The sequence below is a fragment of the Enterobacter sp. Li2LvB3 genome, assembly GCF_056156645.1.
Map to the genome: position 1 here is coordinate 150,059 of NZ_JBSICG010000002.1, position 26,433 is coordinate 176,491.

The window sequence follows — 26,433 nt, forward strand, 5'->3', positions numbered from 1 at the left end:
TCTCCAAGCGCGTCGCTGCGCTATCATTGACTGGTTTTGTACGAAAATTTAACAACTGGTTATTATTTAGCACATTCCTCTAGGGGAACGTTGAAATTACTAATATCATTTCGGTTATCTCTCAGCAAGCCCCAGAGTATCATGTGAGTAAAATAACAGACCGTTTGGATGGTTTCTGTGCAGGCACGCCAATGAAAAATAGCTAACGTGTTGAAATTAAAGAAAAGGCTATTATTAGTAGAATTTATTATGACGCATCGCCATTTCAATTTTATTTATATGATTTGCTGATAATCACGTAAAAAAACGGAGCCACAGGCTCCGTTCTTTCATATGAAGAATTCAGTGCAATAGCCCGGGGAAAATGCTCTTTATCCCGGTGACGATAAATTCGATCCCCAGCGCCATCAGCAGCAGCCCCATGATACGGGTAATGACGTTAATGCCTGTTTGGCCCAACAAGCGAACCAGCCAGGGTGCCATACGGAAAACACCCCAACAGCACAACGCAAAAATAGCAATGGCGACAGAGAAACCAATAAGGTGCATCAGATTGTGGTAACGCGTGCCCCACACGATCGTTGAGCTGATTGCCCCAGGGCCGGCCATCAATGGCAACGCTAGCGGCACGACACCGATACTTTCACGGACAGACGTTTCTGACTTCTCTTGTTTGTTTTGCTTATCTTCACCTAATTTGCCGCTGATCATCGACATGGCAATGGTGACAACCAGGATCCCACCCGCTATACGGAATGAATCGATAGAAATGCCGAATATCTGCAAAATGCCGTCGCCCAGGTACAGTGACGTCAGCAGGATAATGGCAACAGACATGTTGGCCGTCAGATTGGTTTTGTTCCTGGCCGCTGCCGTCTGGTAGCTGGTCATACTAATGAAGACAGGAATAATCCCCACTGGGTTGACCAGGGCGAACAAACCAATAAAAAACTTAAAATATGTTGGAAAATCAAAGAGCGTTTGGATCACGTTTAGCTCCGCCTATGAGCATGGCCAGGGACTTACAGTGTGTCATGATAACACCGCGCTGAAGATACGCTTTTTATCAGCACACTTCACCAGAAATCTATGTCAAAACGCTATCATTTCATGATGTTAAACATTTGTATTCTCAATGATATCGCCACTTCCAATAGTTACTTAATTATTTAACACTGGAAAATCCTCAAAGAAATAACCCTGCTGAAAGGTATCAGCTTGGGGTAAAATTGATGTAGATCATGATTTTCGTACTCAGAAGTGAGTAATCTTGATTACGCCCCCAGGGAGATCACCTATCAAAAAGGGATGATGCTAAGGTAAGGCTCTTTTAGTAAATTAGTGTGTTAGAGCGGCAAGTAACCCTTTGTTTTATTATGTGTTACGCAAGTATTATCGGCTCTGACTATACTGTCTCTCGTATCGAGCGCTGGTTTACTAATAGAGTTTAAACATTATCAGGAGAGCATTATGGCTGTTACTAACATCGCTGAACTGAACGCACTCGTCGAGCGCGTCAAAAAAGCCCAGCGTGAATATGCCAATTTCACCCAAGAACAGGTTGATAAAATCTTCCGCGCGGCCGCTCTGGCTGCTGCAGATGCTCGAATCCCTCTCGCTAAAATGGCCGTTGCCGAATCTGGCATGGGTATCATTGAAGATAAAGTGATCAAAAACCACTTTGCTTCTGAGTATATCTACAACGCCTATAAAGATGAGAAAACCTGTGGCGTCCTGTCTGAAGACGACACCTTCGGTACTATCACTATTGCTGAACCAATCGGCATTATTTGTGGCATCGTTCCAACAACCAACCCAACGTCTACCGCAATCTTCAAATCGCTGATCAGCCTGAAGACCCGTAACGCAATCATCTTCTCCCCGCACCCACGTGCTAAAGATGCAACGAACAAAGCTGCTGATATCGTATTGCAGGCGGCTATCGCTGCGGGCGCACCAAAAGACCTGATTGGCTGGATCGACCAACCTTCCGTTGAACTGTCCAACGCACTGATGCATCACCCTGACATTAACCTGATTCTGGCGACCGGTGGTCCTGGTATGGTTAAAGCAGCTTACAGCTCCGGTAAACCAGCAATCGGCGTAGGTGCAGGTAACACTCCTGTCGTTATCGACGAAACTGCGGATATCAAACGTGCTGTTGCTTCTGTACTGATGTCTAAAACCTTCGATAACGGCGTTATCTGTGCATCTGAACAGTCCGTTGTTGTTGTTGATTCTGTGTACGATGCAGTTCGTGAACGTTTCGCAAGCCACGGCGGCTACATGCTGCAAGGCAAAGAGCTGAAAGCCGTTCAGGACATCATCCTGAAAAATGGCGCGCTGAACGCCGCTATCGTTGGTCAGCCTGCGTATAAAATCGCTGAACTCGCAGGTTTCACCGTTCCGACCACCACTAAGATCCTGATCGGTGAAGTGAAAGTTGTTGATGAGAGCGAACCATTTGCTCACGAAAAACTGTCACCAACTCTGGCAATGTACCGTGCGAAAGATTTCGAAGACGCGGTAGAAAAAGCAGAGAAACTGGTTGCCATGGGTGGTATCGGTCACACCTCATGTCTGTATACCGACCAGGACAACCAGCCTGAACGTGTTGCTCACTTCGGTCAGATGATGAAAACAGCACGTATCCTGATTAACACCCCTGCTTCTCAGGGTGGTATCGGTGACCTGTACAACTTTAAACTCGCACCTTCCCTGACTCTGGGTTGTGGTTCCTGGGGTGGTAACTCCATCTCTGAAAACGTTGGTCCAAAACACCTGATCAACAAGAAAACCGTTGCTAAGCGAGCTGAAAACATGTTGTGGCACAAACTTCCGAAATCTATCTACTTCCGCCGTGGCTCCCTGCCAATCGCGCTGGATGAAGTGATTACTGATGGCCACAAACGTGCGCTCATCGTGACTGACCGTTTCCTGTTCAACAACGGCTATGCAGACCAGATCACCTCTGTTCTGAAAGCGGCTGGCGTCGAAACTGAAGTCTTCTTCGAAGTTGAAGCTGACCCAACACTGAGCGTTGTTCGCAAAGGTGCTGAACTGGCGAACTCCTTCAAACCAGATGTGATCATCGCACTGGGTGGCGGTTCCCCAATGGACGCCGCGAAAATCATGTGGGTAATGTACGAGCATCCAGAAACTCACTTCGAAGAACTGGCGCTGCGCTTTATGGATATCCGTAAACGTATCTACAAGTTCCCGAAAATGGGCGTAAAAGCGAAAATGATCGCCGTTACTACCACTTCCGGTACCGGTTCAGAAGTGACTCCGTTTGCAGTTGTTACCGATGATGCAACAGGTCAGAAATATCCACTGGCTGACTATGCACTGACTCCAGATATGGCCATTGTTGACGCCAACCTGGTAATGGACATGCCGAAGTCACTGTGTGCGTTCGGTGGTCTGGATGCAGTGACTCACGCCCTGGAAGCTTACGTTTCTGTACTGGCATCTGAGTTCTCTGACGGCCAGGCTCTGCAAGCGCTGAAACTGCTGAAAGAAAACCTGCCAGCGTCCTACAACGAAGGGTCTAAAAACCCTGTAGCACGTGAGCGTGTACACAGTGCAGCAACTATCGCGGGTATCGCGTTTGCTAACGCCTTCCTGGGTGTTTGTCACTCAATGGCGCACAAACTGGGTTCTCAGTTCCACATTCCTCACGGTCTGGCGAACGCCCTGTTGATCAGCAACGTTATTCGTTATAACGCGAACGACAACCCAACCAAGCAGACTGCATTCAGCCAGTACGACCGTCCGCAAGCACGTCGTCGCTACGCTGAAATCGCAGACCATCTGGGTCTGAGCGCTGCGGGTGACCGTACTGCTGCGAAAATCGAGAAATTGCTGGCATGGCTGGATAGCATCAAAGCTGAACTGGGTATTCCTAAATCTATCCGTGAAGCTGGCGTTCAGGAAGCTGACTTCCTCGCTCACGTAGATAAACTGTCTGAAGATGCCTTCGATGACCAGTGTACCGGTGCTAACCCGCGCTACCCACTGATCTCCGAGCTGAAACAGATCCTGCTGGATACCTACTATGGTCGCGAGTTCAAAGAAGATGACGTTGTAGCAACTAAAGTTGAAGCTCCTGCGGCAAAAGTTGACAAAAAAGCGAAGAAAAGCGCTTAATTGACAGCCTGATAAAAAACCCGCCATTGGCGGGTTTTTTTATGTCTGCCGGTCGGGCAATTAAAAGAACAGACCTTCTCTTATTTCCGGTTCTCGCTTTGAATGGCCGTCAGCGAACCCACAACCAACGCTTCTTTATAGTGTTTACGACAAACCGAAACATAGCGTTCATTCCCTCCTATCACCACCTGCTCACCATCGGCGTAGGGTTTTCCTGACTGATCAAGGCGCAGTACCATGCTGGCTTTACGGCCGCAGAAACAGATTGTTTTTAATTCGACGAGTTTATCTGACCACGCGAGTAAATATTGGCTACCGGCAAATAGCTCTCCGCGGAAATCTGTTCGCAGGCCATAACAGAGCACCGGGATATCCAGATCATCAACGACATCTGAAAGGGCATGTACCTGCTGGCGCGTCAGGAACTGGCTCTCGTCCACCAGGACGCAATGTACAGGCCGTGAAGCATGTTCTGCACGTATATCCGCTAACAGGTCAGTCTCGGGGTTATACAGCTTTGCAGGTGACGAAAGACCTATCCTTGAACTCACTTTCCCTGCGCCAAAGCGATCATCAATTTCGGCTGTGTAAACCACCGTATGCATCCCCCTCTCCTGGTAATTGTAGGAGGACTGGAGTAACGCGGTCGATTTCCCTGCATTCATTGCCGAATAGTAGAAATAAAGTTGTGCCATTGGCCGTAAAACCTTAATCAATGTGTAATATTCCCGATGGTTCATTGTACCATATTTTGTCTCTCCATCAGCGACACGCCGCACAGAGTATGGGTTTCAGGGGGAAGGCATCATCAGGCAGGTTAAGAAAATAATCCGTTAAAACATGAAGTAAACGCATTTCTCAGCTTAGTAAGGTCAAGCGTTTAGTCAAAGATAACACTTCTTTTTATACTGGATTCAGCATTCATTAAAATTCACTATTTATTAACTATTGTCGACAACACTCTGCTTTTCTGGAGTAATACAAAAGGCTGATATTTATCCGCCGCAACTATAATTCCTGCGGTAAATGTCACAAAAACAAACATGTGTTCGGTAACCTTATGAACTATGACGTGATAAGAAACCTCTCAGGTAAGGCATGAAATTTAAGTTAGCGTAATTAATAATAGCGTCTCATATTTAGTATTTTTTGAATTCCTTACATTCTCACCTATTGCACAAGTCAATTTATGGCTCTATTATTAGGACAACAAACCACCCCCCATTATAAGTTTGAGATTACTACAATGAGCGAAGCACTTAAAATTCTGAACAACATCCGTACTCTTCGTGCGCAGGCAAGAGAATGCACCCTTGAAACGCTTGAAGAAATGCTGGAAAAATTAGAAGTTGTAGTTAATGAACGTCGCGAAGAAGAAAGCGCAGCTGCTGCGGAAATCGAAGAACGCACTCGCAAACTTCAGCAATATCGTGAAATGCTGATTGCTGATGGTATCGATCCAAACGAATTGCTGAACAGCATGGCTGCTGCTAAAACCGGCACCAAAGCGAAACGCGCTGCTCGTCCTGCTAAATATAGCTATGTCGATGAGAATGGCGAAACTAAAACCTGGACTGGCCAGGGTCGTACTCCTGCTGTTATCAAGAAAGCAATGGATGAGCAGGGTAAACAACTGGATGACTTCCTGATCAAGGATTAATCAGGACGCATTCTAAAAAATCCCGCTAAATGCGGGATTTTTTGTATCTGTAATACATGCCGAACATCCTCTTACACTCTGTCATATAGCGACAAGACACTATTTATAAACCCTTACAATCCGCGTCAGGCGACCCCGCCTGCGTTATGGGCATAAAAAAACCGGTGGGCATTGCCACACCGGTTTAGTGCATCCGGGAAACAGATTATTTTTTAATACCCATGCTCTCCTGGAGCCAGGATTTAAATTCTTCACCCAGAGTATTGTGACGAATGCCATATTCAACAAACGCCTGCATATAACCGAGTTTATTACCGCAGTCATGGCTCTTACCTTTCATATGGTAAGCCTCGACGGTTTCTTTCTCGATCAGCATATCAATGCCATCAGTCAGCTGGATCTCATCACCCGCTCCTGGAGGGGTTTTCGCCAGCAGCGGCCAGATTTCTGCGCTCAGGACGTAACGACCCACAACGGCCAGATTAGACGGTGCAACATCCGCTTTTGGCTTTTCAACAACGCCAACCATCGGCACGCTTTCGCCAGGCTCCAGATTAACCCCTTTGCAGTCTACAACGCCGTATGCGGTTACATCCGCAACAGGCTCAACCATGATCTGGCTGCTGCCGGTTTCATCGAAGCGTTTAATCATCTCTGCCAGGTTATCCCGGGACAGATCGGATTCGAATTCGTCCAGAATAACGTCTGGCAGAATAACTGCCACTGGCTCATCACCCACGACAGGGTGTGCGCACAGTACCGCATGACCCAGGCCTTTCGCCAGACCCTGACGAACCTGCATGATGGTGACATGTGGAGGGCAAATAGACTGAACTTCCGCTAACAGCTGACGCTTAACGCGTTTTTCCAGCATGGCTTCAAGTTCAAAACTTGTATCGAAATGGTTTTCGATAGAGTTTTTGGATGAATGCGTAACCAGCACAATTTCGGTAATTCCGGCAGCGATACATTCATTAACGACATACTGGATTAATGGCTTATCAACCAACGGCAGCATCTCTTTAGGGATTGCCTTCGTTGCGGGTAGCATCCTGGTTCCCAATCCCGCTACCGGGATAACGGCCTTTCTGACTTTCGAATTTAGGGCAGCCATTGAAATTCTCCTGAGCTGTTCAAGTTTTGAACTTATTCAATAAATAACGCGTTGAGTATATCAGCCTCACCATACAGTCCGGGTCTGAAAAGGACGCGTTGCCGATCAATTAGGATAAATACGCATGAATCTGGCGGTCATAGTAGCACTGTCAGCAAAACACCGGAAAAGCAATCTGACGAATAAAAGTCAATTGCTTATTCCGTGGACAACATTAAGCGTAACCGCCCCCCTGCTCCCCAAATTTGGCACTGCCATGAGGAACAGCGTTGGCTAATTTGATTAAGATAAGCTGTTCCTAATGTCCCCAAAGGAACACCGTTGCTTACCTGAATATGATGCTCCCCCGTATTGAGCGATGCGTTTAGCCCGGCAGATACGAGGATAAGGTTTTTGAGACCGCTGTGGTAATAACCGACCAGCAGCGGAAATTGCCCCGGCAAATTGGCCTGGCGAAAGAGATGATTTACCTGTTTAAGTAAACTGCCTAATTCAGGAAGTCGTTGACCCTGATGAGATAACTGCTCCTGCAAGAGCCCATTAAATAGCGCCCGAAGTAACAGTGCAGCTAATACACCGTTGTCACCTGCCCGCGTAACATCCAGACAATAAAACGCGAGGTCGGAATCAGATAAAGGGGCAATATCAAGCACCAGTCCGGGTTCGTCTGCGGCGACCAGTTGGCGATAATTTATACGGCAATGAGAAATAGTCTGTTGAACCGGTGGCTGGAGTTCCTGCAACAATTTTGAGGCCGCCAGCGGATTACTGACTAACGCATCCCAGTCCTGGAAAAGGCGCTCTTCTTCCTCAACCCGAGAATTAAACATATTGGGATACAGGCAAGCCAGTACCGTTTCACGCAGGCGATTCAAATCTTTAACTGGCTTTAACAAAATATCCTGCACGCCTAAACGCAATGCCCGGGCAATATCAGCCATGTTTTCGGTGGCAGAAATCACCAGAATCGGGATCTGGTCACCCTCGTTTCGAAGATGTTCGACCAGCTTGAGTCCGTTCATACGTGGCATGGCAATGTCACAAATCATCAGATCAGGGGTGATAGTGTCCATTTTTTCCAGGGCTTCAATACCGTCCTCGGCAAGCGATGTCATCGCCCCCAACGAGGATAACCACGAATCCAGCAGCGAACGGAAAACGGGCTCGTCTTCAACTATCAAAATGTGTTTTCCGGCCAATGGCTGCGTCATGGTTCCTCCCCTGGCTGACAGTTACTAAATAGTGGCATGTGATCGGCACTATCGCCTGTCAGATTTTGCTGAAGTAATCAAAAAAAGGGTGTTCAGGCGGATGTCCGCACAAACGGCAACAGCTCATCCATTTTCTTCTCAACGGCTAACGAACCCGCCGCAATTGCGGCTTCAGCACGATGGAAGTCCAGGGTAGCGATTTGAGGGCAATACGGTTGAATAAGGATATCAGGTGGGTCACCCGCCATGCGGTTACGCTTAAGGCGGTTTTCAAGCACCTGGATAGAGGTCGTCATGATTTCGATTGCCGTCGGTGCGGCAACCGAACGACGTGCCGCCATTCGCCCTATTTGCCCACGTAAGCGTTCATGCCAGGCGAGTTTTTCCCCTTCCGCATCCTCACTTTGAAGATTGACGGGCAAAAGCTCCTGCTGCATCAGGTGCGCATCGTGTTGCAAATCTACGGCAATCACGATGTCTGCGCCCATCGCACGGGTGAGTGAGATAGGGATCGGGTTCACCACTCCGCCATCAACCAGCCAGTAGCCGTTATGCGGAACGGGAGCCATTAAACCAGGCATACTACAGGATGCGCGCACGGCGAGATGGATATCTCCTTCGGTAAACCAGAGTTCCCGACCTGTGCTGAGGTTTGTCGCTACAGCGCCGAAAGGCAACTGACAATTGCTGAAGTCTTCAAGAGGCATTATCTGGCGGAACTGATTAAACACCCGTTCGCCACGCAGCAAACCGCCGCGTTGCCAGGAGAGATCCATCAGACGCAGAACATCCCAGTAACTGAAGGAACGAACCCAGGTTTCCAGCTCCGGGAGCTTCCCACAGGCGTACGCAGACCCAACCAGCGAACCGATAGAACACCCTGCAACGATATCAATATTAATGCCCATCTCTTTTAGGGCATTAATTACGCCGATATGTGACCATCCGCGAGCCGCACCTGAGCCCAGCGCCAGTCCAATTTTTACCTTTCTCATTAGCCCTGATTTACTTCCCCTGGATTCTCAACATAGCGTCAACGCAACTGCTCAGTTAACATGGTGCTACCCGAAGCGTTTTACGCCCTTAATTTTTGTTCCAGGAAGAGAATCGTGTCTCAACTCTGCCCCTGTGGTAGCGCTCTGGATTATAGCCTATGTTGCCAGCGATATCTTTCTGGCGAGCAGGTTGCACCAGACCCGTCACACCTTATGCGTTCGCGTTATACTGCTTTTGTGATCAAAGACGCAGACTATCTGATTAAGACCTGGCACCCGTCTTGCCATGCCGCCGATTTTCGTCAGGACATTGAAGCTGGCTTTGCCAACACACAGTGGCTTGGCCTGACCGTTTTTGAAGCATCGCCCGGAAGCAACGACAATGAAGGCTACGTCAGCTTTGTTGCCCGCTTTACCGAGCGCGATAAAACGGCTGCCATTATCGAACGCTCCCGTTTCTTAAAGGAAAGCGGGCAATGGTATTATATTGACGGTACGCGCCCTCAAATCGGTCGTAACGATCCCTGCCCTTGTGGTTCAGGTAAAAAATTTAAAAAGTGTTGCGGGCAGTAACGCCTGACAACTCAGATTTCGCAAATACTCAAACAGGATTTCCCGGCGATGCAATCATTACAACGTAAAGTTCTGCGCACCATCTGTCCCGATCAAAAAGGGCTGATCGCACGAATTACCAACATTTGTTACAAGCATGAACTGAATATCGTGCAGAACAACGAGTTCGTTGACCACCGTACCGGTCGCTTCTTTATGCGTACCGAGCTGGAAGGCATTTTCAACGACACAACCCTGCTTGCCGATCTTGATAGCGCATTACCTGAAGGTTCTGTTCGTGAACTGACGCCTGCAGGCCGTCGTCGCATCGTGATTCTGGTCACTAAAGAAGCGCACTGCCTGGGCGATCTGCTGATGAAGGCAAACTACGGTGGGCTGGATGTGGACATTGCTGCCGTTATTGGTAACCACGACACGCTGCGTACGCTGGTTGAACGTTTCGATATTCCGTTCGAACTGGTGAGCCACGAAGGTCATACCCGTGAAGAGCATGACGATTTAATGGCGCAGGCCATTGAAGCGCATAACCCGGACTACGTGGTGCTGGCAAAATACATGCGCGTGTTGACCCCAACCTTCGTGTCACGTTTCCCGAACAAGATTATCAACATCCACCACTCGTTCCTGCCGGCCTTTATCGGCGCTCGTCCATACCACCAGGCGTATGAGCGCGGTGTGAAAATCATCGGTGCAACCGCGCACTACGTGAATGACAACCTGGACGAAGGTCCAATCATCATGCAGGACGTGATTCATGTGGATCACACCTACACAGCAGAAGACATGATGCGTGCCGGGCGTGACGTAGAGAAGAATGTACTAAGCCGCGCGCTGTATCAGGTACTGGGTCAACGCGTCTTTGTTTACGGTAACAGAACCATCATTCTTTAATCTTTTGGAAAATGAATTGATTAGCTTTGCGCCTTTACGGATAAAAAGCAGGCAAACAACTTCATTTCGCTAAAGGAATACTTTACAGGGGCGTCTCATTTGATATGATGCGCCCCGCTTCCAGACGAAGCAGGCCAGTAAAAAGCATTACCCCGTGGTGGGGTTCCCGAGCGGCCAAAGGGAGCAGACTGTAAATCTGCCGTCATCGACTTCGAAGGTTCGAATCCTTCCCCCACCACCATTATTCACCACAGTGATGTGGTAAAACCGATGAGATAATGTGAAGTTTGCACTCATCGGGAAGGGTGAGAACCTTCGATTAAGGTTCGACTCTCGCGAAAGCGAGAGAACGTTGCCAAAGGCAATGGCCCGAAGGGTGAGGAGCGAAGCGACGAATAATCCTTCCCCCACCACCATCTTCAAGCTGTACCTCAAAATTAGCATTACCCCTGGTGGGGTTCCCGAGCGGCCAAAGGGAGCAGACTGTAAATCTGCCGTCATCGACTTCGAAGGTTCGAATCCTTCCCCCACCACCATCACTTCTAAGTCAACCCGCATTCACTTTTTGCACCATGCCACATGTATTTCCGATGCAGGGAAGGATGAGAAGCTTCGACTAAGGTTCGATTCGAGCGTAGCGAGAAAGCGTTGCCGCAGGCAACGACCCGAAGGGCGAGGCGCAACGCGCCGAGTAATCCTTCCCCCACCACCATCACTTCTAAGTCAACCCGCATTCACTCTTTGCACCATGTCACATATTCTTCCTGTGCGGGGAATAATGTATACCAATGCCTGTATCTGGCATCTGCACACCTGCTTTCCCCGGTGGCGCTTCGCTTACCAAGGCTACAAATCGTACTCTCCCCCATTGTAGGCCGGGTAAGGCGCAGCCGCCACCCGGCAACAGACAGCTACATCGGTGGCAACCGTCGCTTCACCGGAGAACTCTTCACAATCGATGTATTGCACTGGGCATGTTCAGCAAGACCATCCAGCAATAGATCAAGCTGCTCAATTGAACGCACCACCAGCCTGATCACAAAACAATCCTCACCCGTCACTTTGTCGCTCTCAATACACTCCGGCATGGCCTGGATGTATTTATCCACCTTATGTAACAACCCCGGTAACGGCCGCACACGCACCAGCGCCTGCAAGGTATACCCTAGCGCGGCTAAATTCACGCGCGCGCCATACCCCTGAATCACGCCCCGTTCTTCCAGCCTTTTCAGACGCTCTGCGGTGCTTGGTGATGTCAGCCCGATACGGCCACTCAGCACTTTCAACGACACGCGCGCATCCTCCACCAGGCAGGCTAATATCTGGCGGTCGATATCATCGAGAAGGTAATCCATAGCATTCACCTAATTTAAAAACGCCATAACTGTATTTCACCTTATATCACCTCTGTAAAAGCCAACACGCTTTTTCGACAATAGAGCAATTAATCAGGAGGTGCATAATGGGTGATAGACAAAAAGGCGTCTGGCAAATGAGCCTGGCGATGCTTATTTCCGGCTCAATCGGGGCCTTTGTATTACTCTCCGGTTTACCGGTCACAGAAGTCGTGTTCTGGCGCTGCCTCATCGGCGCCGTTGCTCTCTTTCTTTTTATCCGTATCAGCAAACAGCCTTTTAGCCCATTAACCAAAGTCACGTTGGGGTTGGCAATTTTTGGCGGCATCGCGCTGGTCGTTAACTGGATGCTGCTCTTTGCCGCCTACGCGCGCATTTCGATAGGTCTGTCGACCGTGGTCTACAACACGCAGCCGTTTATGCTGGTAATGATGGGGATGTTACTGGGTGAACGTGTGAGTCTGGCAAAATGGGGATGGCTCCTGCTTGCCTTCGGCGGCGTGGTGGTTCTGCTCTCAGGCGAGCTGACCAGCAAACACGAGGCTGGCTGGCTTAGCGGTATTGCGCTGGCGCTTGGTGCCGCGTTCTTTTACGCGCTGACGGCCATTATCACCCGCAGGCTCAGAAGTATTGCGCCACAACATATTGCGTTTATTCAGGTCTTAACCGGGGTGGTTATGCTATTGCCGTTGGCGCACATGCCCACGTTTTCCGGGCAATTCCCGTGGGGAATACTATTAACGCTGGGGATTGTGCACACCGGCATAATGTACCAGCTGCTCTATAGTGCCATTCAGAAGCTCCCTACCCCTGTCACCGGCTCCCTTTCCTTTATTTACCCGGTGGTGGCGATTGTGGTTGATAATCTGGTCTTCGGGCATTCGCTGACCGCGACGCAACTGGCGGGTGGCGCGCTGATCCTGGTTGCCGCCGCGGGCAACAACCTGGGCTGGGGCGAAAAAAAACCCCGCTCGTGCGGGGTTGGTATCAAAACGGCAAATTAGCGGCGGGCACGCACAATCTGGTATTTGCGCGTCAGGTACTCTACTGGCGCGCTCCAGATGTGGACCAGGCGAGAGAACGGGAACAGCACAAACAACGTCATCCCCAGCACCAGGTGCACGCGGAACACAAACGCCACACCGTCCAGATGCTCAGACGCACCGCCGTGGAACGTCACCACCGACTGTGCCCAGCCAACCAGTTTCATCATTTCGCTGCCGTCCATATGCTGTGCAGAGAACGGAATGGTCAGCAGACCGAGCGCACACTGCACCATCAGCAGAGACAGGATCAGAATGTCGGCCCCGGTAGTGGTTGCACGCACTCGTGGGCTGAACAGGCGACGTTTAAGCAGCAGCAAGCCACCCACCAGCGTCATCACACCGCACGCGCCACCGGCAATCATCGCCATTTTTTGCTTCACTTCAATCGGCAGGAACGACTCATACATCCAGTGAGGCGTCAGCATCCCGAGAAAGTGACCGGCAAAAATCCCCAGGATCCCGATGTGGAACAGGTTAGAGGCCAGGTTCATCCCTTTGCGATCCAGCATCTGGCTGGACGCCGCACGCCAGCTGTACTGACCGTAGTCGTAACGCAGCCAGCTTCCCACCAGAAACACGGTGCCCGCAATGTACGGGTAGATATCAAAGAAGAACATATTCAGGAAGTGCATTATTGCTGTCCTCCGTTAGAGATATTCAAATATTGCGGGGCAACAGCTCCGGCAAAACGACGCTGGTGAGCCGAGATTTCCGACTCGCCGCAATTCTGGTCAGCAAAGAATTTCACTTGCTCTTCTTCCCAGACCGCATCCAGCGCCTGCGGGGTATCATCGCGCGCTTCATCGGCAATTTTTTCTGCCACTTTCTCACTGTCGATGGCCGCATTCGCGAGTTTTACCAGCAGGTCGAACAGCGCCGCATAGCGGCTCTCACGCTGTTGCAGTCGCGCACTGAGCAGCGCCAGAATCGGCGCGATGTCCTGCAACCCACCAAGCGCCTCTTCTTTTGGCAGCTGCGCCAGATATTCGAGGTACAGCGGCAGGTGATCCGGCAGCTCGCGGCTATCAAGTTGCAGACCGTGCTGTTCGTACTGCGCCATCAGGTCTACCATCGCCTGACCCCGGTCGCGGGATTCGCCGTGAACATGTTCAAACAGCAGCAGTGAAGTGGCGCGGCCACGGTCAAACAGCTGGCTGTAGTCGGCCTGTGCATCCAGAAGATCGCGCGCTAACAGGTCGCGCAGGAAAACGCCCAGGCTATGAGCATCTTCTTTATCCAGGTTTTCAGATGACGCGAGTGCATCGAAAAGTTCCTGTTGATGCTGCGCAAGCGCAGCATCCGGGTACTCGAGCAGACGCGAAACAATGACGAGTTCAATCATTGGTGCGGCTCCGTTTTGCTGGTCACATCCATGGCATCGATGCGGCGGCTGTTGAAGAGGTTGAATTTGGTGTCTGACCCGTGGCAACCATCGCCGAAGGTAAAACCACAACCGCTTTTTTCCGGGAAGGCTTCGCGAGCCAGTTCGCGGTGACTGCCTGGTACCACGAAACGATCTTCGTAGTTGGCAATCGCCAGATAGCGGTACATCTCCTGCGCCTGTGCTTCGCTTAGACCCACCTCTTCCAGCGCACGGGTATCAATCACACCGTCTACCGTTTCCGCGCGTTTGAAGTGGCGCATCGCCAGCATCCGTTTCAGCGCCAGCAGCACAGGTTGCGTGTCGCCGGCGGTCAGCAGGTTCGCCAGGTACTGAACCGGGATACGCAGGCTTTCTACGTCTGGCAGAATGCCGTTACTGCCCAGTTCACCGGCATCTGCGGCAGACTGAATCGGTGACAGTGGTGGCACATACCACACCATCGGCAGCGTGCGGTATTCCGGGTGCAGTGGCAGCGCCAGCTTCCAGTCCATCGCCATTTTGTACACCGGAGACTGCTGCGCAGCGTCGATCACGCTCTGCGGTACGCCGTCTTTCAGCGCCTGCTCAATCACTTTCGGGTCGTTCGGATCGAGGAACACATCCAGCTGACGCTGATACAGATCTTTTTCGTGCTCGGTGCTGGCTGCATTTTCAATCGCATCTGCGTCATACAACAGCACCCCGAGATAACGGATACGGCCTACGCAGCTTTCAGAACAAACGGTCGGCATCCCCGCTTCGATACGTGGATAACAGAAGATGCACTTCTCGGATTTCCCGCTCTTCCAGTTGAAGTAGATTTTTTTGTACGGACAACCGGTGATGCACATACGCCAGCCGCGGCATTTGTCCTGGTCGATAAGCACAATGCCGTCTTCTTCACGCTTATAGATGGCACCGCTCGGGCAGGTGGCAACACAGGCCGGGTTAAGGCAGTGTTCACACAGGCGCGGCAGATACATCATGAAGGTATTTTCGAACTGACCGTACATCGCCTTCTGCATATTTTCGAAGTTCTGATCTTTGGCGCGTTTTTCAAACTCTCCGCCCAGAATTTCTTCCCAGTTTGGCCCGCTGGTAATTTTGTCCAACCGCTTCCCGGTGATCAGCGAGCGTGGGCGGGCAATCGGCTGGTGTTTGCTTTCTGGCGCGTTGTGCAGGTTCTGGTAGTCGAAATCAAACGGCTCGTAGTAATCGTCAATGCCCGGCAGATGCGGGTTAGCGAAGATTTTGCCCAGCAACATCGCGCGGTTACCCATGCGCGGTTGCAGTTTACCGTTGATCTTGCGGATCCAGCCGCCCTTCCATTTTTCCTGATTTTCCCAGTCGGTCGGGAAACCGGTGCCTGGCTTACTTTCGACGTTGTTGAACCAGGCGTATTCCATACCTTCACGGCTGGTCCAGACGTTTTTACAGGTGACTGAGCAGGTATGACAGCCGATGCATTTATCCAGATTCAGCACCATGCCGACTTGTGAACGAATTTTCATTTTACGCTCTCCTGTACCTGGTCATTACCTTCGCCGTCTAACCAGTTAATATTCTTCATTTTACGAACCACCACGAACTCATCGCGGTTAGATCCTACGGTGCCGTAGTAGTTAAAGCCGTAGGCCAGCTGCGCATAACCGCCGATCATGTGGGTCGGTTTTGGCGTAATACGGGTCACGGAGTTGTGAATACCGCCGCGCTGCTCGGTGATTTCTGAACCCGGCAGGTTAACGATACGTTCCTGCGCGTGGTACATCATGGTCATCCCGGCAGGTACGCGCTGGCTCACTACCGCACGCGCCGTCAGCGCACCGTTGCTATTGAACACTTCGATCCAGTCGTTATCTTCAATACCCAGATCTTTGGCATCCGCTTCGCTCATCCATACAATCGGGCCACCACGTGACAACGTCAGCATCAGCAGGTTGTCGCTGTAGGTGGAATGGATCCCCCACTTCTGGTGTGGTGTCAGGAAGTTCAGCGCTTTTTCCGGGTTGCCGTTGGATTTCTTGCCCATCACCCCTTTCACTGAACGGGTGTCGATTGGCGGACGGTAAACCAGCAGGCTTTCACCGAAATCTCGCATCCACTGGTGATCCTGATACAGCGATTGACGACCTGTGAGCGTACGCCATGGGATCAGCTCGTGAACGTTGGTGTAACCGGCGTTATAGGACACATGTTCGTCTTCCAGGCCTGACCAGGTCGGGCTGGAGATAATCTTGCGTGGCTGGGCCTGAATATCGCGGAAGCGAATTTTCTCTTCCTCTTTATTCGTCGCCAGGTGCGTATGGTCACGACCGGTGAATTCACTCAGTGCCGCCCAGGCCTTCACGGCCACATGGCCGTTAGTTTCAGGTGCCAGGGCCAGGATCATCTCTGCCGCATCAATGGCCGTGTTCAGCATTGGCTGGCCTTTGGCCGGGCCGTCTGCTTTGGTGTAATTGAGCTTACGCAGCAGATCCATTTCGCTCTGGGTATTCCAGGAAATGCCTTTACCGCCGTTACCGATTTTCTCCATCAATGGGCCGATAGAGGTAAAGCGTTCATAGGTAGCCGGGTAGTCACGTTCAACCGGAATAATGTGCGGTGCCGTCACGCCCGGGATCAGGTCGCATTCACCTTTTTTCCAGTCTTTCACGTCAAGTGGTTGCGCCAGTTCGGCAGCGGAGTCGTGCTGAATCGGCAGGGTTACCACGTCCGTTTCTTTACCCAGATGGCCCACGCAGACTTCCGAGAAAACTTTCGCGATATCTTTGTAGATATCCCAGTCGCTTTTGGATTCCCATGCAGGGTCAACGGCGGCAGACAGCGGATGAATAAACGGATGCATATCCGAGGTATTCATATCGTCTTTTTCATACCAGGTAGCCGTTGGCAGCACGATGTCGGAATACAGACAGGTGCTGGACAGACGGAAGTCCAGCGTCACCACCAGATCCAGTTTCCCGTCCAGACCGTTGTCTTTCCATTCCACTTCTTCTGGCTTCACGCCGCCCTGCTTGCCAAGATCTTTACCCTGAATACCGTTCTCAGTACCGAGCAGATACTTCAGCATGTACTCGTGGCCCTTACCGGATGAACCCAGCAAGTTGGAGCGCCAGATAAACAGGTTACGCGGATGGTTTTTACCGTTTTCTGGCTGTTCCGCCGCAAAACGAATGGAGCCGTCCTTCAGGGATTTCACGGTGTAATCCGCCGGGGTCATACCGGCTTTTTTCGCTTCTTCGGCGATGCGCAGGGGGTTGGTTCCCAGCTGCGGTGCAGATGGCAGCCAGCCCATGCGTTCGGCGCGCACGTTGAAGTCAATCAGATGACCGGTGTAGCGGGATTTATCCGCCATGGGTGACAGCAGCTCTTGCGCATTAACCGTTTCATAGCGCCACTGGCTCGAGTGGTTATAGAAGTAAGAGGTACTGTTCATGTGACGCGCAGGACGCTGCCAGTCAAGGGCAAACGCCAGCGGCTGCCAGCCGGTCTGTGGACGCAGTTTTTCCTGGCCCACATAGTGCGCCCAGCCGCCGCCACTCTGCCCTACACAACCGCAGAAGATGAGCATATTGATAAGACCGCGATAGTTCATATCGAGGTGATACCAGTGGTTCAGACCTGCCCCGACGATGATCATCGAGCGGCCATGGGTTTTGTCGGCATTCTCGGCGAACTCACGGGCAATACGGGTGATCTGCGCACGCGGCACGCCTGTTACCTGTTCTGCCCAGGCCGGGGTATAGGCTTTCACATCGTCATAGCTGGTAGCGCAGTTTTCATCATTCAGACCGCGCTCCAGGCCGTAGTTCGCCATGGTCAGATCGTAAACGGTAGTAACCAGCGCCGTTGAGCCATCCGCCAGTTGCAGGCGTTTGACCGGCAGTTTGTGCATTAAGACGTTTTGCAGTTCAACTTTGTTGAAGTGTTCGGAACCTTCGCCCCCGAAGTACGGGAAACCGACATCAGCGATATCATCCTGGCTGCCCAGCATACTCAGGCGCAGTTCAGTCTCTTCGCCGGTTGTGCCGTTACGCTGTTCCAGGTTCCATTTACCTTTCTCACCCCAGCGGAAGCCGATAGATCCGTTTGGAGCCACCAGTTCGCCATTGCTGTTACAGGCCACGGTTTTCCATTGTGGGTTGTTTTCCTGGCCCAGGGCATCCACCAGGTCGGCAGCGCGCAGCATTCGGCCAGCAGCATAGTAGCCGTCACGCTCTTCCAGCATGACCAGCATCGGGAAGTCGGTGTAGCGACGGACGTAGTCGGTGAAGTACTGGCTCGGTTTATCCAGGTGGAACTCACGCAGCATGACGTGGCCCATCGCCAGCGCCATCGCCGCATCGGTACCCTGTTTCGGAGCTAACCACAGGTCGCACAGTTTGGCGATTTCTGCGTAGTCCGGAGTGATAGCTACCGTTTTGGTGCCTTTGTAACGCACTTCAGTGAAGAAGTGGGCATCCGGTGTACGGGTCTGCGGAACGTTAGAACCCCACGCCAGAATGTAGCTGGAGTTATACCAGTCGGCGGATTCAGGAACGTCGGTCTGCTCACCCCAGGTCTGCGGAGACGCAGGCGGCAGGTCACAGTACCAGTCGTAGAAACTCAGGCAGGTACCGCCGATAAGGGACAGGTAACGTGCGCCCGATGCGTAGGACACCATCGACATCGCCGGGATCGGCGAGAAGCCCGCCACGCGGTCCGGGCCATAGGTTTTGACGGTATAGACGTTTGAGGCGGCAATCAGCTCGTTCACTTCCTTCCAGGACGAACGCACAAAACCACCGCGGCCACGCGCTTGCTTGAAACTTTTGGCTTTATCGGCATCTTCAATAATAGAGGCCCAGGCATCAACCGGATCGCTGTGCTGAACTTTAGCTTCGCGCCACATTTTCATCAGGCGTTTGCGCATCAGCGGATATTTCAGGCGGTTGGCGCTGTACAGATACCAGGAGTAGCTTGCGCCACGTGGGCAGCCGCGCGGTTCGTGGTTTGGCATATCCGGGCGCGTGCGCGGATAGTCGGTCTGCTGCATTTCCCAGGTCACCAGACCATTTTTAACGAAAATCTTCCAGCTACACGAACCGGTGCAGTTTACGCCGTGGGTGGAACGAACGACCTTATCATGCTGCCAACGTTGACGGTATCCATCTTCCCAGTCCCTGTTGGTATCCAGAACCTGGCCGTGCCCATCGGCAAAGGTTTCGCCCTTCTGCTTGAAGTAGCGAAACCGGTCCAAAAATTTGCTCATCGGGTATCTCCTGTGTGGAGCCTGTGGCTCTCTAAATCGACATTGCTGATTTGCAGCGAAGGTAACGCTCTGATAGATGACGAGAATTGATAACGATCAAGGGCAACAGGGTTGGCAAAACGAGTGGATGCGCAAAATACCACCAAAGAAGTAGTATTTTATGTTTTTTAATTGATTGTTTTTTATAGGTATTTACTAACTTTCATCGAGGAAGGCGTAAAACCCTAACAAGATTAGTTATTAAGTGGTAGGTGTTTTTGGCTGTTTAAGAACAGTGCATGAGTCTCATTTTTTTACGCCTGGTCTAGAGTCATTTTATATCACCCTAAATTTTACCTGGTAAGGACACAACGATGAGCGAAGCGTCAGATGTTCATAACCTCTCACCTGATAACGAAACAGATGCCATTAAAGAACGCCGGGAAAAATGTAAACTTCAGAACATAGAATACACGGGTACGCTGGGGCTGGCTTTATCAGGTGGGGGTATTCGCAGTGCAACCTTTTGTTTAGGTCTGGTTCGTGCGCTCGCTAAAAATGGGCTTCTGAAAAAATTCGATTATCTGTCGACTGTATCTGGTGGTGGTTATTTAGGCGGAATGCTGGGCCGCTTATATACAAAGAATAACGGGAAGTATTCGATTGAAAAAGCACTCGCCAGCGACGATACCATTTTACTGGCATGGTTACGGAATAACGGTCGGTATCTTACACCTGCGGGGTTTCTCGACAAGTCACTGGCAATTACCCAAATCTTTCGCTCTTTTATTGCGGCATTATTTCTTCTGACGCTAATGTGTCTCGTCGTAAGCGGTATTGCCATCAGTCTTAATACAATGTTAGTTCTCCAGCCAAATTTTCTCGAAACAACGCCCTGGCTGATAGCGCTCTCTGTCCCGCTCTATTTTTCTGCCGTGATGGCCTTCTCTTACTGGATACTGGATGAAGAAAAACCCAGGGAATCCTTAAAATTCGCCCTTACTGTGGTGACAATCTCTTATGCATGTTTAGCATGGATAATCGATTTTCCTGATTACTTTCTACAATCATACTTGCCTCCGGTCGCCCTTATCATTATTGCGGTCACAAATGTAAAGCTCATTCACTCTGCATTAAAAACGCTCAGTTCCACTTCAGGGAAACTGAGACAACAGTTTACCCGGGCGATGACAAACAGCCTGTGGCTGGCAGGTGCCATACTTATTTTATGGGGGGTATACGCTCTGGGGCTGCTATGGTCCAGAGAAAGTTCTGCTTCGGGTACGCTACTCCCTCCAGCATTACTCGCGTTGCTAAAAGCAAGCTGGGAGCTCACCGCCGTCAAAAAACTGTTCAGTAAAATGAAAAACAGCCACTCTTTTATATCCATCAGTTTGATGCAAGGTGCGAACATTCTTGGCTATCTGTTGTTAATTTTTTCGCTGATAACGGTCTGCGCCGCTGAGATCAAAATCATCAGGTACGATTCACTTTTCCACTACACTCTCTATCCTTCACTGTTCGCTTTTGCGGTGGTGTTATTCTTCATTTACCTCTGCCAGCCAAAACGAATAATTACGTTCCTGAATTTAAGTTCTCTGCATAATTTCTACCGTTCACGTATTGAACGCGCCTGGCTTTCTGTTACAAATGTAGGCTCTCCGCCAAAACACCGCTTTCCACAGAACCCATTAGAAGACCAGTTAAACAACAAGCTTGCCAATATCGAGAAAGTCACGGACTCCTTGCACTGCGATGACGTTCAATTTAAAGACTATAACCCGCATAGCCATCTGGGGCCGATTCACCTGATCACCTGCTGTATAAACCAGACAGTTGACGATCGCTCAGGAAACTATAATGCCGACAGAAAGGGAATTGCGCTGACGGTCAGCTCATTTGGTGTTGAAACAGGCACGCATTTCCCACGCCCTTCCAACGCATTAAAAGACAGTACGTTATCGAAGTGGATTGCCATATCGGGAGCCGCAGCCGCAACAGGAATGGGCTCTCTGACATCCCCTGGTCTGGCATTTATTCTTTTCCTGATTGGAGGCAGGCTGGGTTTTTGGGAAAAAAACCTCAATCCGAAAGATGACGTGACCGCTTCACTACCTGCCCTGTTTGCCGAAATGTTTGCCCGATTTCCCGGCAAAAACAGCGAATACTGGTATCTCTCTGATGGCGGACATTTCGAAAACACCGGTGTATACCCCCTGCTAAAACGGCGGGTAAAAACGATCGTTGTGGCTGACTGCGGTGCTGACCCAGAATACAGGTTTGACGATCTTGAAAATCTGGTGCGTAAAGCCCGCATTGATTACGGCATTATCATCACTTTTGATACACCAGCCCAGCCGATGTTTATTCCTCTCTACGACCTGAAAAAAGGGGAAGCAGCAGCACCGCTTATCAAAGCGACAATATCGTACCCGAAACAAGGCCCCTTGCCTGAAATGGAAGGCACATTGCTGATTGTAAAACCTCATTTGCTGGAAAACATGGGGCTCGATACCGAACGCTACGCAAAACGACATGATGATTTTCCGCAGCAAACGACGGGCGATCAATTCTTTGATGAGGAGCAGTGGGAAGCCTACCATCAGCTAGGTTTGCAGGCGGGTAAAGCGATTACAAGGAATATGCTGTCATAGTAAAAAAAACGCGGCCCTAAGGCCGCGCAAACGGATAATCAAACTTACTTATTTTTCTTGGTATTACGGCCATATACCAGCCACGTGATCACAACGCAGGCGATATAGAATACGAGGAATACTTTCATTGCTCCTGCCGGAGAGCCGGTCAGGTCAAGCGAAATACCGAACGCTTTCGGAATGAAGAAACCACCAATCGCGCCAATGGCAGAGATAAAGCCCAGTGCCGCTGCGGTATCGGTCGCGGCTTCGCGCATGGCCTGTGCTTCGTTGCCGCCCTGCGCTTTTACGCGGTCCATCGTCAGCTTACGGAAGATAATCGAGATCATCTGGAAGGTAGAGGCACTACCCAGCCCGGCCGTCAGGAACAGCACCATAAACACGCCGAAGAACGCGGTAAAGTTTCCGCCCTGGCCGTTGGTTGGCAGCGTCAGGAACAGCAGCGCACAGAAGATAGCCATCACCACAAAGTTCACCAGCGTCACACGCGTTCCGCCCAGACGGTCAGAAATCATCCCACCAGTAGAACGGGCCAGCGCACCAATGAACGGACCAAAGAACGCATAGTGAAGGATCTGCACTTCCGGGAACTGCGTTTTTGACAGCATCGCGAAGCCTGCGGAGAAACCGATAAAGGATCCGAAAGTGGCAAGGTATAACAGCGCCATCACCCAGAGGTGTCCGCGTTTCAGCACCGGCAGCTGCTCGCTGAGGGAAGCTTTCGAGGCCGACAGGTCATTCATAAAGAACCAGGCCGCCAGCGTTAATACCACCAGGAATGGCACCCAAATCCACGCCGCGTTCTGAAGGTACAACAAAGAGCCATCCGGTTGCTGCGCACCCGTACCACCAAAGGCAGCAAAGACAGAAACAGAGATAACCAGCGGTGCAATCAGCTGCATCACGCTCACGCCCATATTCCCCAGACCGCCGTTAATACCCAGCGCACCGCCCTGTTTCGCTTTCGGGAAGAAGAAACTGATGTTGGCCATGCTTGAGGCGAAGTTTGCGCCAGCAAAACCGCACAGCAGAGAAATAATCACGAACACACTGAACGGTGTAGAGGTATCCTGCACGGCAAAACCGAGCCACACGCAAGGCACTATCATGATGCCGGTACTGAACGCCGTCCAGCGGCGACCGCCAAACAGGGGAACCATAAACGCGTAAGGAACACGCAGTAATGCGCCCGACAGCGCTGGCAGCGCCGTCAGCATAAACAGCTGATCGGTGGTAAATTTGAACCCGACTTTCGGCAGGTTCACCGCCACCGCACTAAACAACATCCATACGCAAAACGCTAACAACAGGCACGGAACGGAAATCCACAGATTACGACTTGCTACACGGTGGCCGCGTTGTTCCCAGAACGCCGGATCTTCCGGACGCCATTCTGTAATTACGGCACCATTATCCCTTTCGGGGGCGGATGAGTGACTCATAGACACCTCTGATTCTCGAATGATGCTGCAAACATTAGGGTTTTAGGCCGGCGGTAAGTTGATATAAATCAAAGGAAAAGTGGGCAGTTTTATGGCGAAAAAAAAGCCATTACTCTAAGTGAGTAGGCTTTTACGGTAAAAAAGGTGTGGCTTTTCACGGTACTGACGCTTCCCCGTACTCCCTTCCCCCCAGACATCACCCGACCGGCAATTTAGGGGTAATCCTTTATTGGTATGGGTATACTCCAGGGTATGCATGAAAATAGCGCCATTCCTGCAAGCAGGCCACGTCAGGAGCCCGGCAACCCTATGTTAAAAAAATGTTTATCCCCGCTGACACTCGTTAATCAGTTGGCATTGATTGTCTTGCTGTCCACCGCTATCGGTGTGACCGGCATGGCTATCTCTGGCTCGCTGGTACAGGGTGTGCAGGGTAATGCACATGCCATTAACGAGGCAGGCTCGCTACGTATGCAGAGTTATCGCCTGCTGGCGGCCGTTCCCCTTACGCACAACGATCAGCCGCTGATCGACGAAATGGAGCGCACGGCCTTCAGCCATGAACTGGAAAGAGCCGCCACACGAGACGGACAAGAGTCGCAGCTTAAGTCGCTCCAGGGCTACTGGCACTCGCAGTTAAAACCCGGCCTGGAAGGTGCGCAACGTGCAGACGCCGTATCGCAGGACGTCGCCGGTTTTGTCGCGCGCATCGATGCGCTGGTCTCCTCTTTCGACCAAACCACCGAACACCGTATTGACCGGGTAGTGGTTGTCCATCGGGCGATGGCGATATTTATGGCGTTACTGCTGGTGTTCACCATCGTCTGGCTGCGTGCGCGGCTGCTCAACCCATGGAAACAGCTGCTGGCGATGGCGCGCGCGGTCACGCAAAGAGATTTTACCCAGCGTACCCACATCAGCGGCCGCAATGAAATGGCGATGCTCGGACAAGCGCTCAATACCATGTCGGAAGAGCTGTCTGAAAGCTATGCGGTGCTGGAAAAACGCGTCCAGGAAAAAACGGCCGGTCTTGAGCAGAAAAACGAAATCCTCTCGTTTTTATGGCAGGCTAATCGCCGCCTGCATATGCAGGTGCCCCTTTGTGAGCGTCTCTCACCGGTGCTTAACGGCCTGCAAAATTTAACCCTGCTGCACGATCTGGAACTGCGGGTTTACGACATCGAAGATGAAGAAAATCATCAGGAGTTTACCTGTCAGTCGGACATGTCCTGTGATGATAAAGGTTGCCATCTTTGCCCACGCGGATTACCGCCGCTTACCGGCAGTGGTACCACGCTCAAATGGCGTCTGACAGACAGCCACACACAGTACGGCATTTTGCTGGCTACCCTGCCAGCCGGGCGTCACCTTAACCATGACCAGCAGCAACTGGTGGACACGCTGGTTGAACAGCTGACCGCCACACTCGCGCTCGATCGCCACCAGGAAAAACAACAGCAGCTGATCGTTATGGAAGAGCGTGCCACCATTGCCCGCGAGCTTCACGATTCAATTGCCCAGTCGCTTTCCTGTATGAAGATGCAGGTCAGCTGCCTGCAAATGCAGGACGACGGGCTGCCTGAAAGCAGCAAACAGCTCCTCAGCCAGATCCGCAACGAGCTTAATACCTCCTGGGTACAGCTTCGTGAACTGCTGACCACCTTCCGTTTGCAGTTGACCGAGCCCGGCCTGCGCCCGGCCCTTGAGTCCAGCTGCCACGAATTTAGCGCCCGACTGGGGTTCCCGGTGAAGCTCGACTACCAGCTTCCACCGCGTTTTGTCCCCTCTCATCAGGCCATACATTTACTGCAGATAGCCCGTGAAGCCCTGAGCAACGTGCTCAAACACGCGGGTGCGACGGCAGTAACCGTGACCGTCCGCCAGCACAATAATCAGGTGAGGCTTACGGTCCAGGACAACGGCTGCGGCGTGCCGGAAAATGCCGAAAGAAGTAACCACTATGGTTTAATTATCATGCGAGATCGCGCACAAAGCCTGCGCGGAGATTGCCAGGTTCGCCGGGGAGAGTCTGGTGGCACCGAGGTAGTGGTCACCTTTATTCCCGAAAAGCCCCTTATAACTGCCCAAGGAGAAAACCATGACTAACCAGGAACCGGCATCCATCCTGTTGATTGACGACCATCCGATGCTGCGCACAGGCGTGAAGCAACTTGTCAGCATGGCACCAGATATCACGGTGGTTGGCGAAGCCAGCAACGGCGAACAGGGTATCGAACTTGCCGAATCGCTTGATCCTGATTTGATCCTGCTCGATCTCAATATGCCGGGTATGAACGGTCTGGAAACGCTCGACAAACTGCGTGAAAAATCACTGTCTGGCCGGGTAGTTGTGTTCAGCGTTTCGAATCATGAAGAAGACGTCGTGACCGCGCTGAAACGGGGTGCCGATGGCTATTTACTGAAAGATATGGAGCCGGAAGATCTGCTCAAAGCGCTGCAACAGGCCGCAGCCGGTGAGATGGTGCTGAGCGAAGCCTTAACGCCCGTGCTGGCCGCCAGCCTGCGCGCCAACCGTGCCACTTCTGACCGCGATGTCAGCCAGTTAACGCCACGCGAACGTGACATTCTCAAGCTGATTGCCCAGGGCCTGCCAAACAAAATGATCGCCCGTCGTCTGGATATCACCGAAAGTACGGTCAAAGTGCATGTGAAACATATGCTCAAGAAAATGAAATTAAAATCCCGCGTCGAGGCGGCGGTTTGGGTACATCAGGAACGTATCTTCTGAT

At 51.3% G+C, this 26,433-nt stretch carries 19 protein-coding genes, 2 tRNA genes and 2 other RNA genes; 12 read left to right on the plus strand and 11 right to left on the minus strand.

Going from position 1 to position 26,433, the window contains the following annotated elements:
- Positions 1 to 342 precede the first annotated feature (342 nt).
- Positions 343 to 990, minus strand: a complete 648-nt coding sequence (locus ACS603_RS02315) for a YchE family NAAT transporter (RefSeq protein ID WP_014070541.1) — start codon at positions 988 to 990, stop codon at positions 343 to 345.
- Between the two features lie 480 nt (positions 991 to 1,470).
- Between ACS603_RS02315 and adhE the strand changes: the two genes are divergently transcribed.
- Positions 1,471 to 4,149, plus strand: coding sequence for a bifunctional acetaldehyde-CoA/alcohol dehydrogenase (gene adhE, locus ACS603_RS02320; RefSeq protein WP_182061341.1), 2,679 nt, complete (start codon positions 1,471 to 1,473; stop codon positions 4,147 to 4,149).
- Positions 4,150 to 4,229: 80 nt separating this feature from the next.
- Here the strand turns inward: adhE and tdk are convergent, their stop codons facing one another.
- Positions 4,230 to 4,844 (minus strand): thymidine kinase, encoded by a 615-nt coding sequence (tdk, locus tag ACS603_RS02325; RefSeq protein WP_182061342.1) that lies wholly within the window; start codon positions 4,842 to 4,844, stop codon positions 4,230 to 4,232.
- Positions 4,845 to 5,395: 551 nt separating this feature from the next.
- On the opposite strand from tdk, the gene hns reads away from it, so the two are divergent.
- Positions 5,396 to 5,809: a histone-like nucleoid-structuring protein H-NS gene (hns, locus tag ACS603_RS02330; protein WP_008502781.1), complete on the plus strand. Its 414-nt coding sequence runs from the start codon at positions 5,396 to 5,398 to the stop codon at positions 5,807 to 5,809.
- Positions 5,810 to 6,014: 205 nt separating this feature from the next.
- On the opposite strand, the gene galU is transcribed toward hns, so the two are convergent.
- From galU to rssA, 3 genes are all read right to left on the minus strand, one after another.
- Positions 6,015 to 6,923: a UTP--glucose-1-phosphate uridylyltransferase GalU gene (gene galU, locus ACS603_RS02335; RefSeq protein WP_182061343.1), complete on the minus strand. Its 909-nt coding sequence runs from the start codon at positions 6,921 to 6,923 to the stop codon at positions 6,015 to 6,017.
- Positions 6,924 to 7,120: 197 nt separating this feature from the next.
- Positions 7,121 to 8,134: a two-component system response regulator RssB gene (gene rssB, locus ACS603_RS02340; protein WP_182061344.1), complete on the minus strand. Its 1,014-nt coding sequence runs from the start codon at positions 8,132 to 8,134 to the stop codon at positions 7,121 to 7,123.
- 92 nt (positions 8,135 to 8,226) lie between these two features.
- Complete coding sequence (rssA, locus tag ACS603_RS02345; protein WP_182061345.1) at positions 8,227 to 9,129, minus strand: patatin-like phospholipase RssA; 903 nt, start codon at positions 9,127 to 9,129, stop codon at positions 8,227 to 8,229.
- Between the two features lie 114 nt (positions 9,130 to 9,243).
- Between rssA and ACS603_RS02350 the strand changes: the two genes are divergently transcribed.
- The 6 genes from ACS603_RS02350 to ACS603_RS02375 all read left to right on the plus strand — a co-directional run bounded on the left by ACS603_RS02350 (position 9,244) and on the right by ACS603_RS02375 (position 11,305).
- Entirely contained in the window at positions 9,244 to 9,702 is a 459-nt protein-coding gene (locus ACS603_RS02350) for a YchJ family protein (RefSeq protein ID WP_182061346.1), read from the plus strand.
- A 48-nt stretch (positions 9,703 to 9,750) separates the two neighbouring features.
- Positions 9,751 to 10,593, plus strand: a complete 843-nt coding sequence (purU, locus tag ACS603_RS02355) for a formyltetrahydrofolate deformylase (protein ID WP_182061347.1) — start codon at positions 9,751 to 9,753, stop codon at positions 10,591 to 10,593.
- 156 nt (positions 10,594 to 10,749) lie between these two features.
- Positions 10,750 to 10,834 (plus strand) — tRNA-Tyr (locus ACS603_RS02360).
- Positions 10,835 to 10,877: 43 nt separating this feature from the next.
- Positions 10,878 to 11,009: non-coding RNA, RtT sRNA (locus ACS603_RS02365), on the plus strand.
- A 35-nt stretch (positions 11,010 to 11,044) separates the two neighbouring features.
- A tRNA-Tyr gene (locus ACS603_RS02370) sits at positions 11,045 to 11,129 on the plus strand.
- Between the two features lie 45 nt (positions 11,130 to 11,174).
- Positions 11,175 to 11,305, plus strand: a non-coding RNA gene (locus ACS603_RS02375) — RtT sRNA.
- Between the two features lie 199 nt (positions 11,306 to 11,504).
- Here ACS603_RS02375 and ACS603_RS02380 read toward each other — a convergent pair.
- Positions 11,505 to 11,948, minus strand: a complete 444-nt coding sequence (locus ACS603_RS02380) for an Lrp/AsnC family transcriptional regulator (protein WP_446493329.1) — start codon at positions 11,946 to 11,948, stop codon at positions 11,505 to 11,507.
- Positions 11,949 to 12,055: 107 nt separating this feature from the next.
- Between ACS603_RS02380 and ACS603_RS02385 the strand changes: the two genes are divergently transcribed.
- Positions 12,056 to 12,952, plus strand: coding sequence for a DMT family transporter (locus ACS603_RS02385; protein ID WP_474943685.1), 897 nt, complete (start codon positions 12,056 to 12,058; stop codon positions 12,950 to 12,952).
- Here ACS603_RS02385 and narI read toward each other — a convergent pair.
- From narI to ACS603_RS02405, 4 genes are read right to left on the minus strand one after another with little or no spacing between them, the layout of a single operon-like run.
- Positions 12,949 to 13,626: a respiratory nitrate reductase subunit gamma gene (gene narI, locus ACS603_RS02390; RefSeq protein ID WP_315685933.1), complete on the minus strand. Its 678-nt coding sequence runs from the start codon at positions 13,624 to 13,626 to the stop codon at positions 12,949 to 12,951. The genes ACS603_RS02385 and narI overlap by 4 nt on opposite strands.
- Positions 13,626 to 14,336: a nitrate reductase molybdenum cofactor assembly chaperone gene (narJ, locus tag ACS603_RS02395; protein WP_474943686.1), complete on the minus strand. Its 711-nt coding sequence runs from the start codon at positions 14,334 to 14,336 to the stop codon at positions 13,626 to 13,628. Before narJ ends, narI begins: the two co-directional genes overlap by 1 nt.
- Positions 14,333 to 15,868 carry a nitrate reductase subunit beta gene (gene narH / locus ACS603_RS02400; protein WP_182061352.1) on the minus strand — a complete coding sequence of 512 codons (1,536 nt, stop codon included), beginning with the start codon at positions 15,866 to 15,868 and terminating at the stop codon, positions 14,333 to 14,335. Before narH ends, narJ begins: the two co-directional genes overlap by 4 nt.
- Positions 15,865 to 19,608: a nitrate reductase subunit alpha gene (locus tag ACS603_RS02405; protein ID WP_474943687.1), complete on the minus strand. Its 3,744-nt coding sequence runs from the start codon at positions 19,606 to 19,608 to the stop codon at positions 15,865 to 15,867. Before ACS603_RS02405 ends, narH begins: the two co-directional genes overlap by 4 nt.
- Before the next feature lie 353 nt (positions 19,609 to 19,961).
- Between ACS603_RS02405 and ACS603_RS02410 the strand changes: the two genes are divergently transcribed.
- A complete protein-coding gene (locus ACS603_RS02410) occupies positions 19,962 to 22,241 on the plus strand; it encodes a patatin-like phospholipase family protein (RefSeq protein ID WP_474943688.1) in 2,280 nt (759 codons plus the stop codon).
- Positions 22,242 to 22,285: 44 nt separating this feature from the next.
- On the opposite strand, the gene ACS603_RS02415 is transcribed toward ACS603_RS02410, so the two are convergent.
- On the minus strand, positions 22,286 to 23,683 hold the full coding sequence (locus ACS603_RS02415) for a NarK family nitrate/nitrite MFS transporter (RefSeq protein WP_315685938.1): 1,398 nt from the start codon (positions 23,681 to 23,683) through the stop codon (positions 22,286 to 22,288).
- 309 nt (positions 23,684 to 23,992) lie between these two features.
- Between ACS603_RS02415 and narX the strand changes: the two genes are divergently transcribed.
- Positions 23,993 to 25,789: a nitrate/nitrite two-component system sensor histidine kinase NarX gene (gene narX, locus ACS603_RS02420; protein ID WP_182061356.1), complete on the plus strand. Its 1,797-nt coding sequence runs from the start codon at positions 23,993 to 23,995 to the stop codon at positions 25,787 to 25,789.
- Complete coding sequence (narL, locus tag ACS603_RS02425; RefSeq protein WP_003856701.1) at positions 25,782 to 26,432, plus strand: two-component system response regulator NarL; 651 nt, start codon at positions 25,782 to 25,784, stop codon at positions 26,430 to 26,432. Before narX ends, narL begins: the two co-directional genes overlap by 8 nt.
- Position 26,433: the final 1 nt, after the last annotated feature.

Bases quoted from the DNA above. Each gene is read 5' to 3' on its own strand.
- adhE (WP_182061341.1), top strand. From the start codon at position 1,471: ATGGCTGTTACTAACATCGCTGAACTGAACGCACTCGTCGAGCGCGTC.
- tdk (WP_182061342.1), bottom strand. From the start codon at position 4,844: ATGGCACAACTTTATTTCTACTATTCGGCAATGAATGCAGGGAAATCG.
- hns (WP_008502781.1), top strand. From the start codon at position 5,396: ATGAGCGAAGCACTTAAAATTCTGAACAACATCCGTACTCTTCGTGCG.
- galU (WP_182061343.1), bottom strand. From the start codon at position 6,923: ATGGCTGCCCTAAATTCGAAAGTCAGAAAGGCCGTTATCCCGGTAGCG.
- rssB (WP_182061344.1), bottom strand. From the start codon at position 8,134: ATGACGCAGCCATTGGCCGGAAAACACATTTTGATAGTTGAAGACGAG.
- rssA (WP_182061345.1), bottom strand. From the start codon at position 9,129: ATGAGAAAGGTAAAAATTGGACTGGCGCTGGGCTCAGGTGCGGCTCGC.
- purU (WP_182061347.1), top strand. From the start codon at position 9,751: ATGCAATCATTACAACGTAAAGTTCTGCGCACCATCTGTCCCGATCAA.
- ACS603_RS02380 (WP_446493329.1), bottom strand. From the start codon at position 11,948: ATGGATTACCTTCTCGATGATATCGACCGCCAGATATTAGCCTGCCTG.
- ACS603_RS02385 (WP_474943685.1), top strand. From the start codon at position 12,056: ATGGGTGATAGACAAAAAGGCGTCTGGCAAATGAGCCTGGCGATGCTT.
- narI (WP_315685933.1), bottom strand. From the start codon at position 13,626: ATGCACTTCCTGAATATGTTCTTCTTTGATATCTACCCGTACATTGCG.
- narJ (WP_474943686.1), bottom strand. From the start codon at position 14,336: ATGATTGAACTCGTCATTGTTTCGCGTCTGCTCGAGTACCCGGATGCT.
- narH (WP_182061352.1), bottom strand. From the start codon at position 15,868: ATGAAAATTCGTTCACAAGTCGGCATGGTGCTGAATCTGGATAAATGC.
- ACS603_RS02405 (WP_474943687.1), bottom strand. From the start codon at position 19,608: ATGAGCAAATTTTTGGACCGGTTTCGCTACTTCAAGCAGAAGGGCGAA.
- ACS603_RS02410 (WP_474943688.1), top strand. From the start codon at position 19,962: ATGAGCGAAGCGTCAGATGTTCATAACCTCTCACCTGATAACGAAACA.
- ACS603_RS02415 (WP_315685938.1), bottom strand. From the start codon at position 23,683: ATGAGTCACTCATCCGCCCCCGAAAGGGATAATGGTGCCGTAATTACA.
- narX (WP_182061356.1), top strand. From the start codon at position 23,993: ATGTTAAAAAAATGTTTATCCCCGCTGACACTCGTTAATCAGTTGGCA.
- narL (WP_003856701.1), top strand. From the start codon at position 25,782: ATGACTAACCAGGAACCGGCATCCATCCTGTTGATTGACGACCATCCG.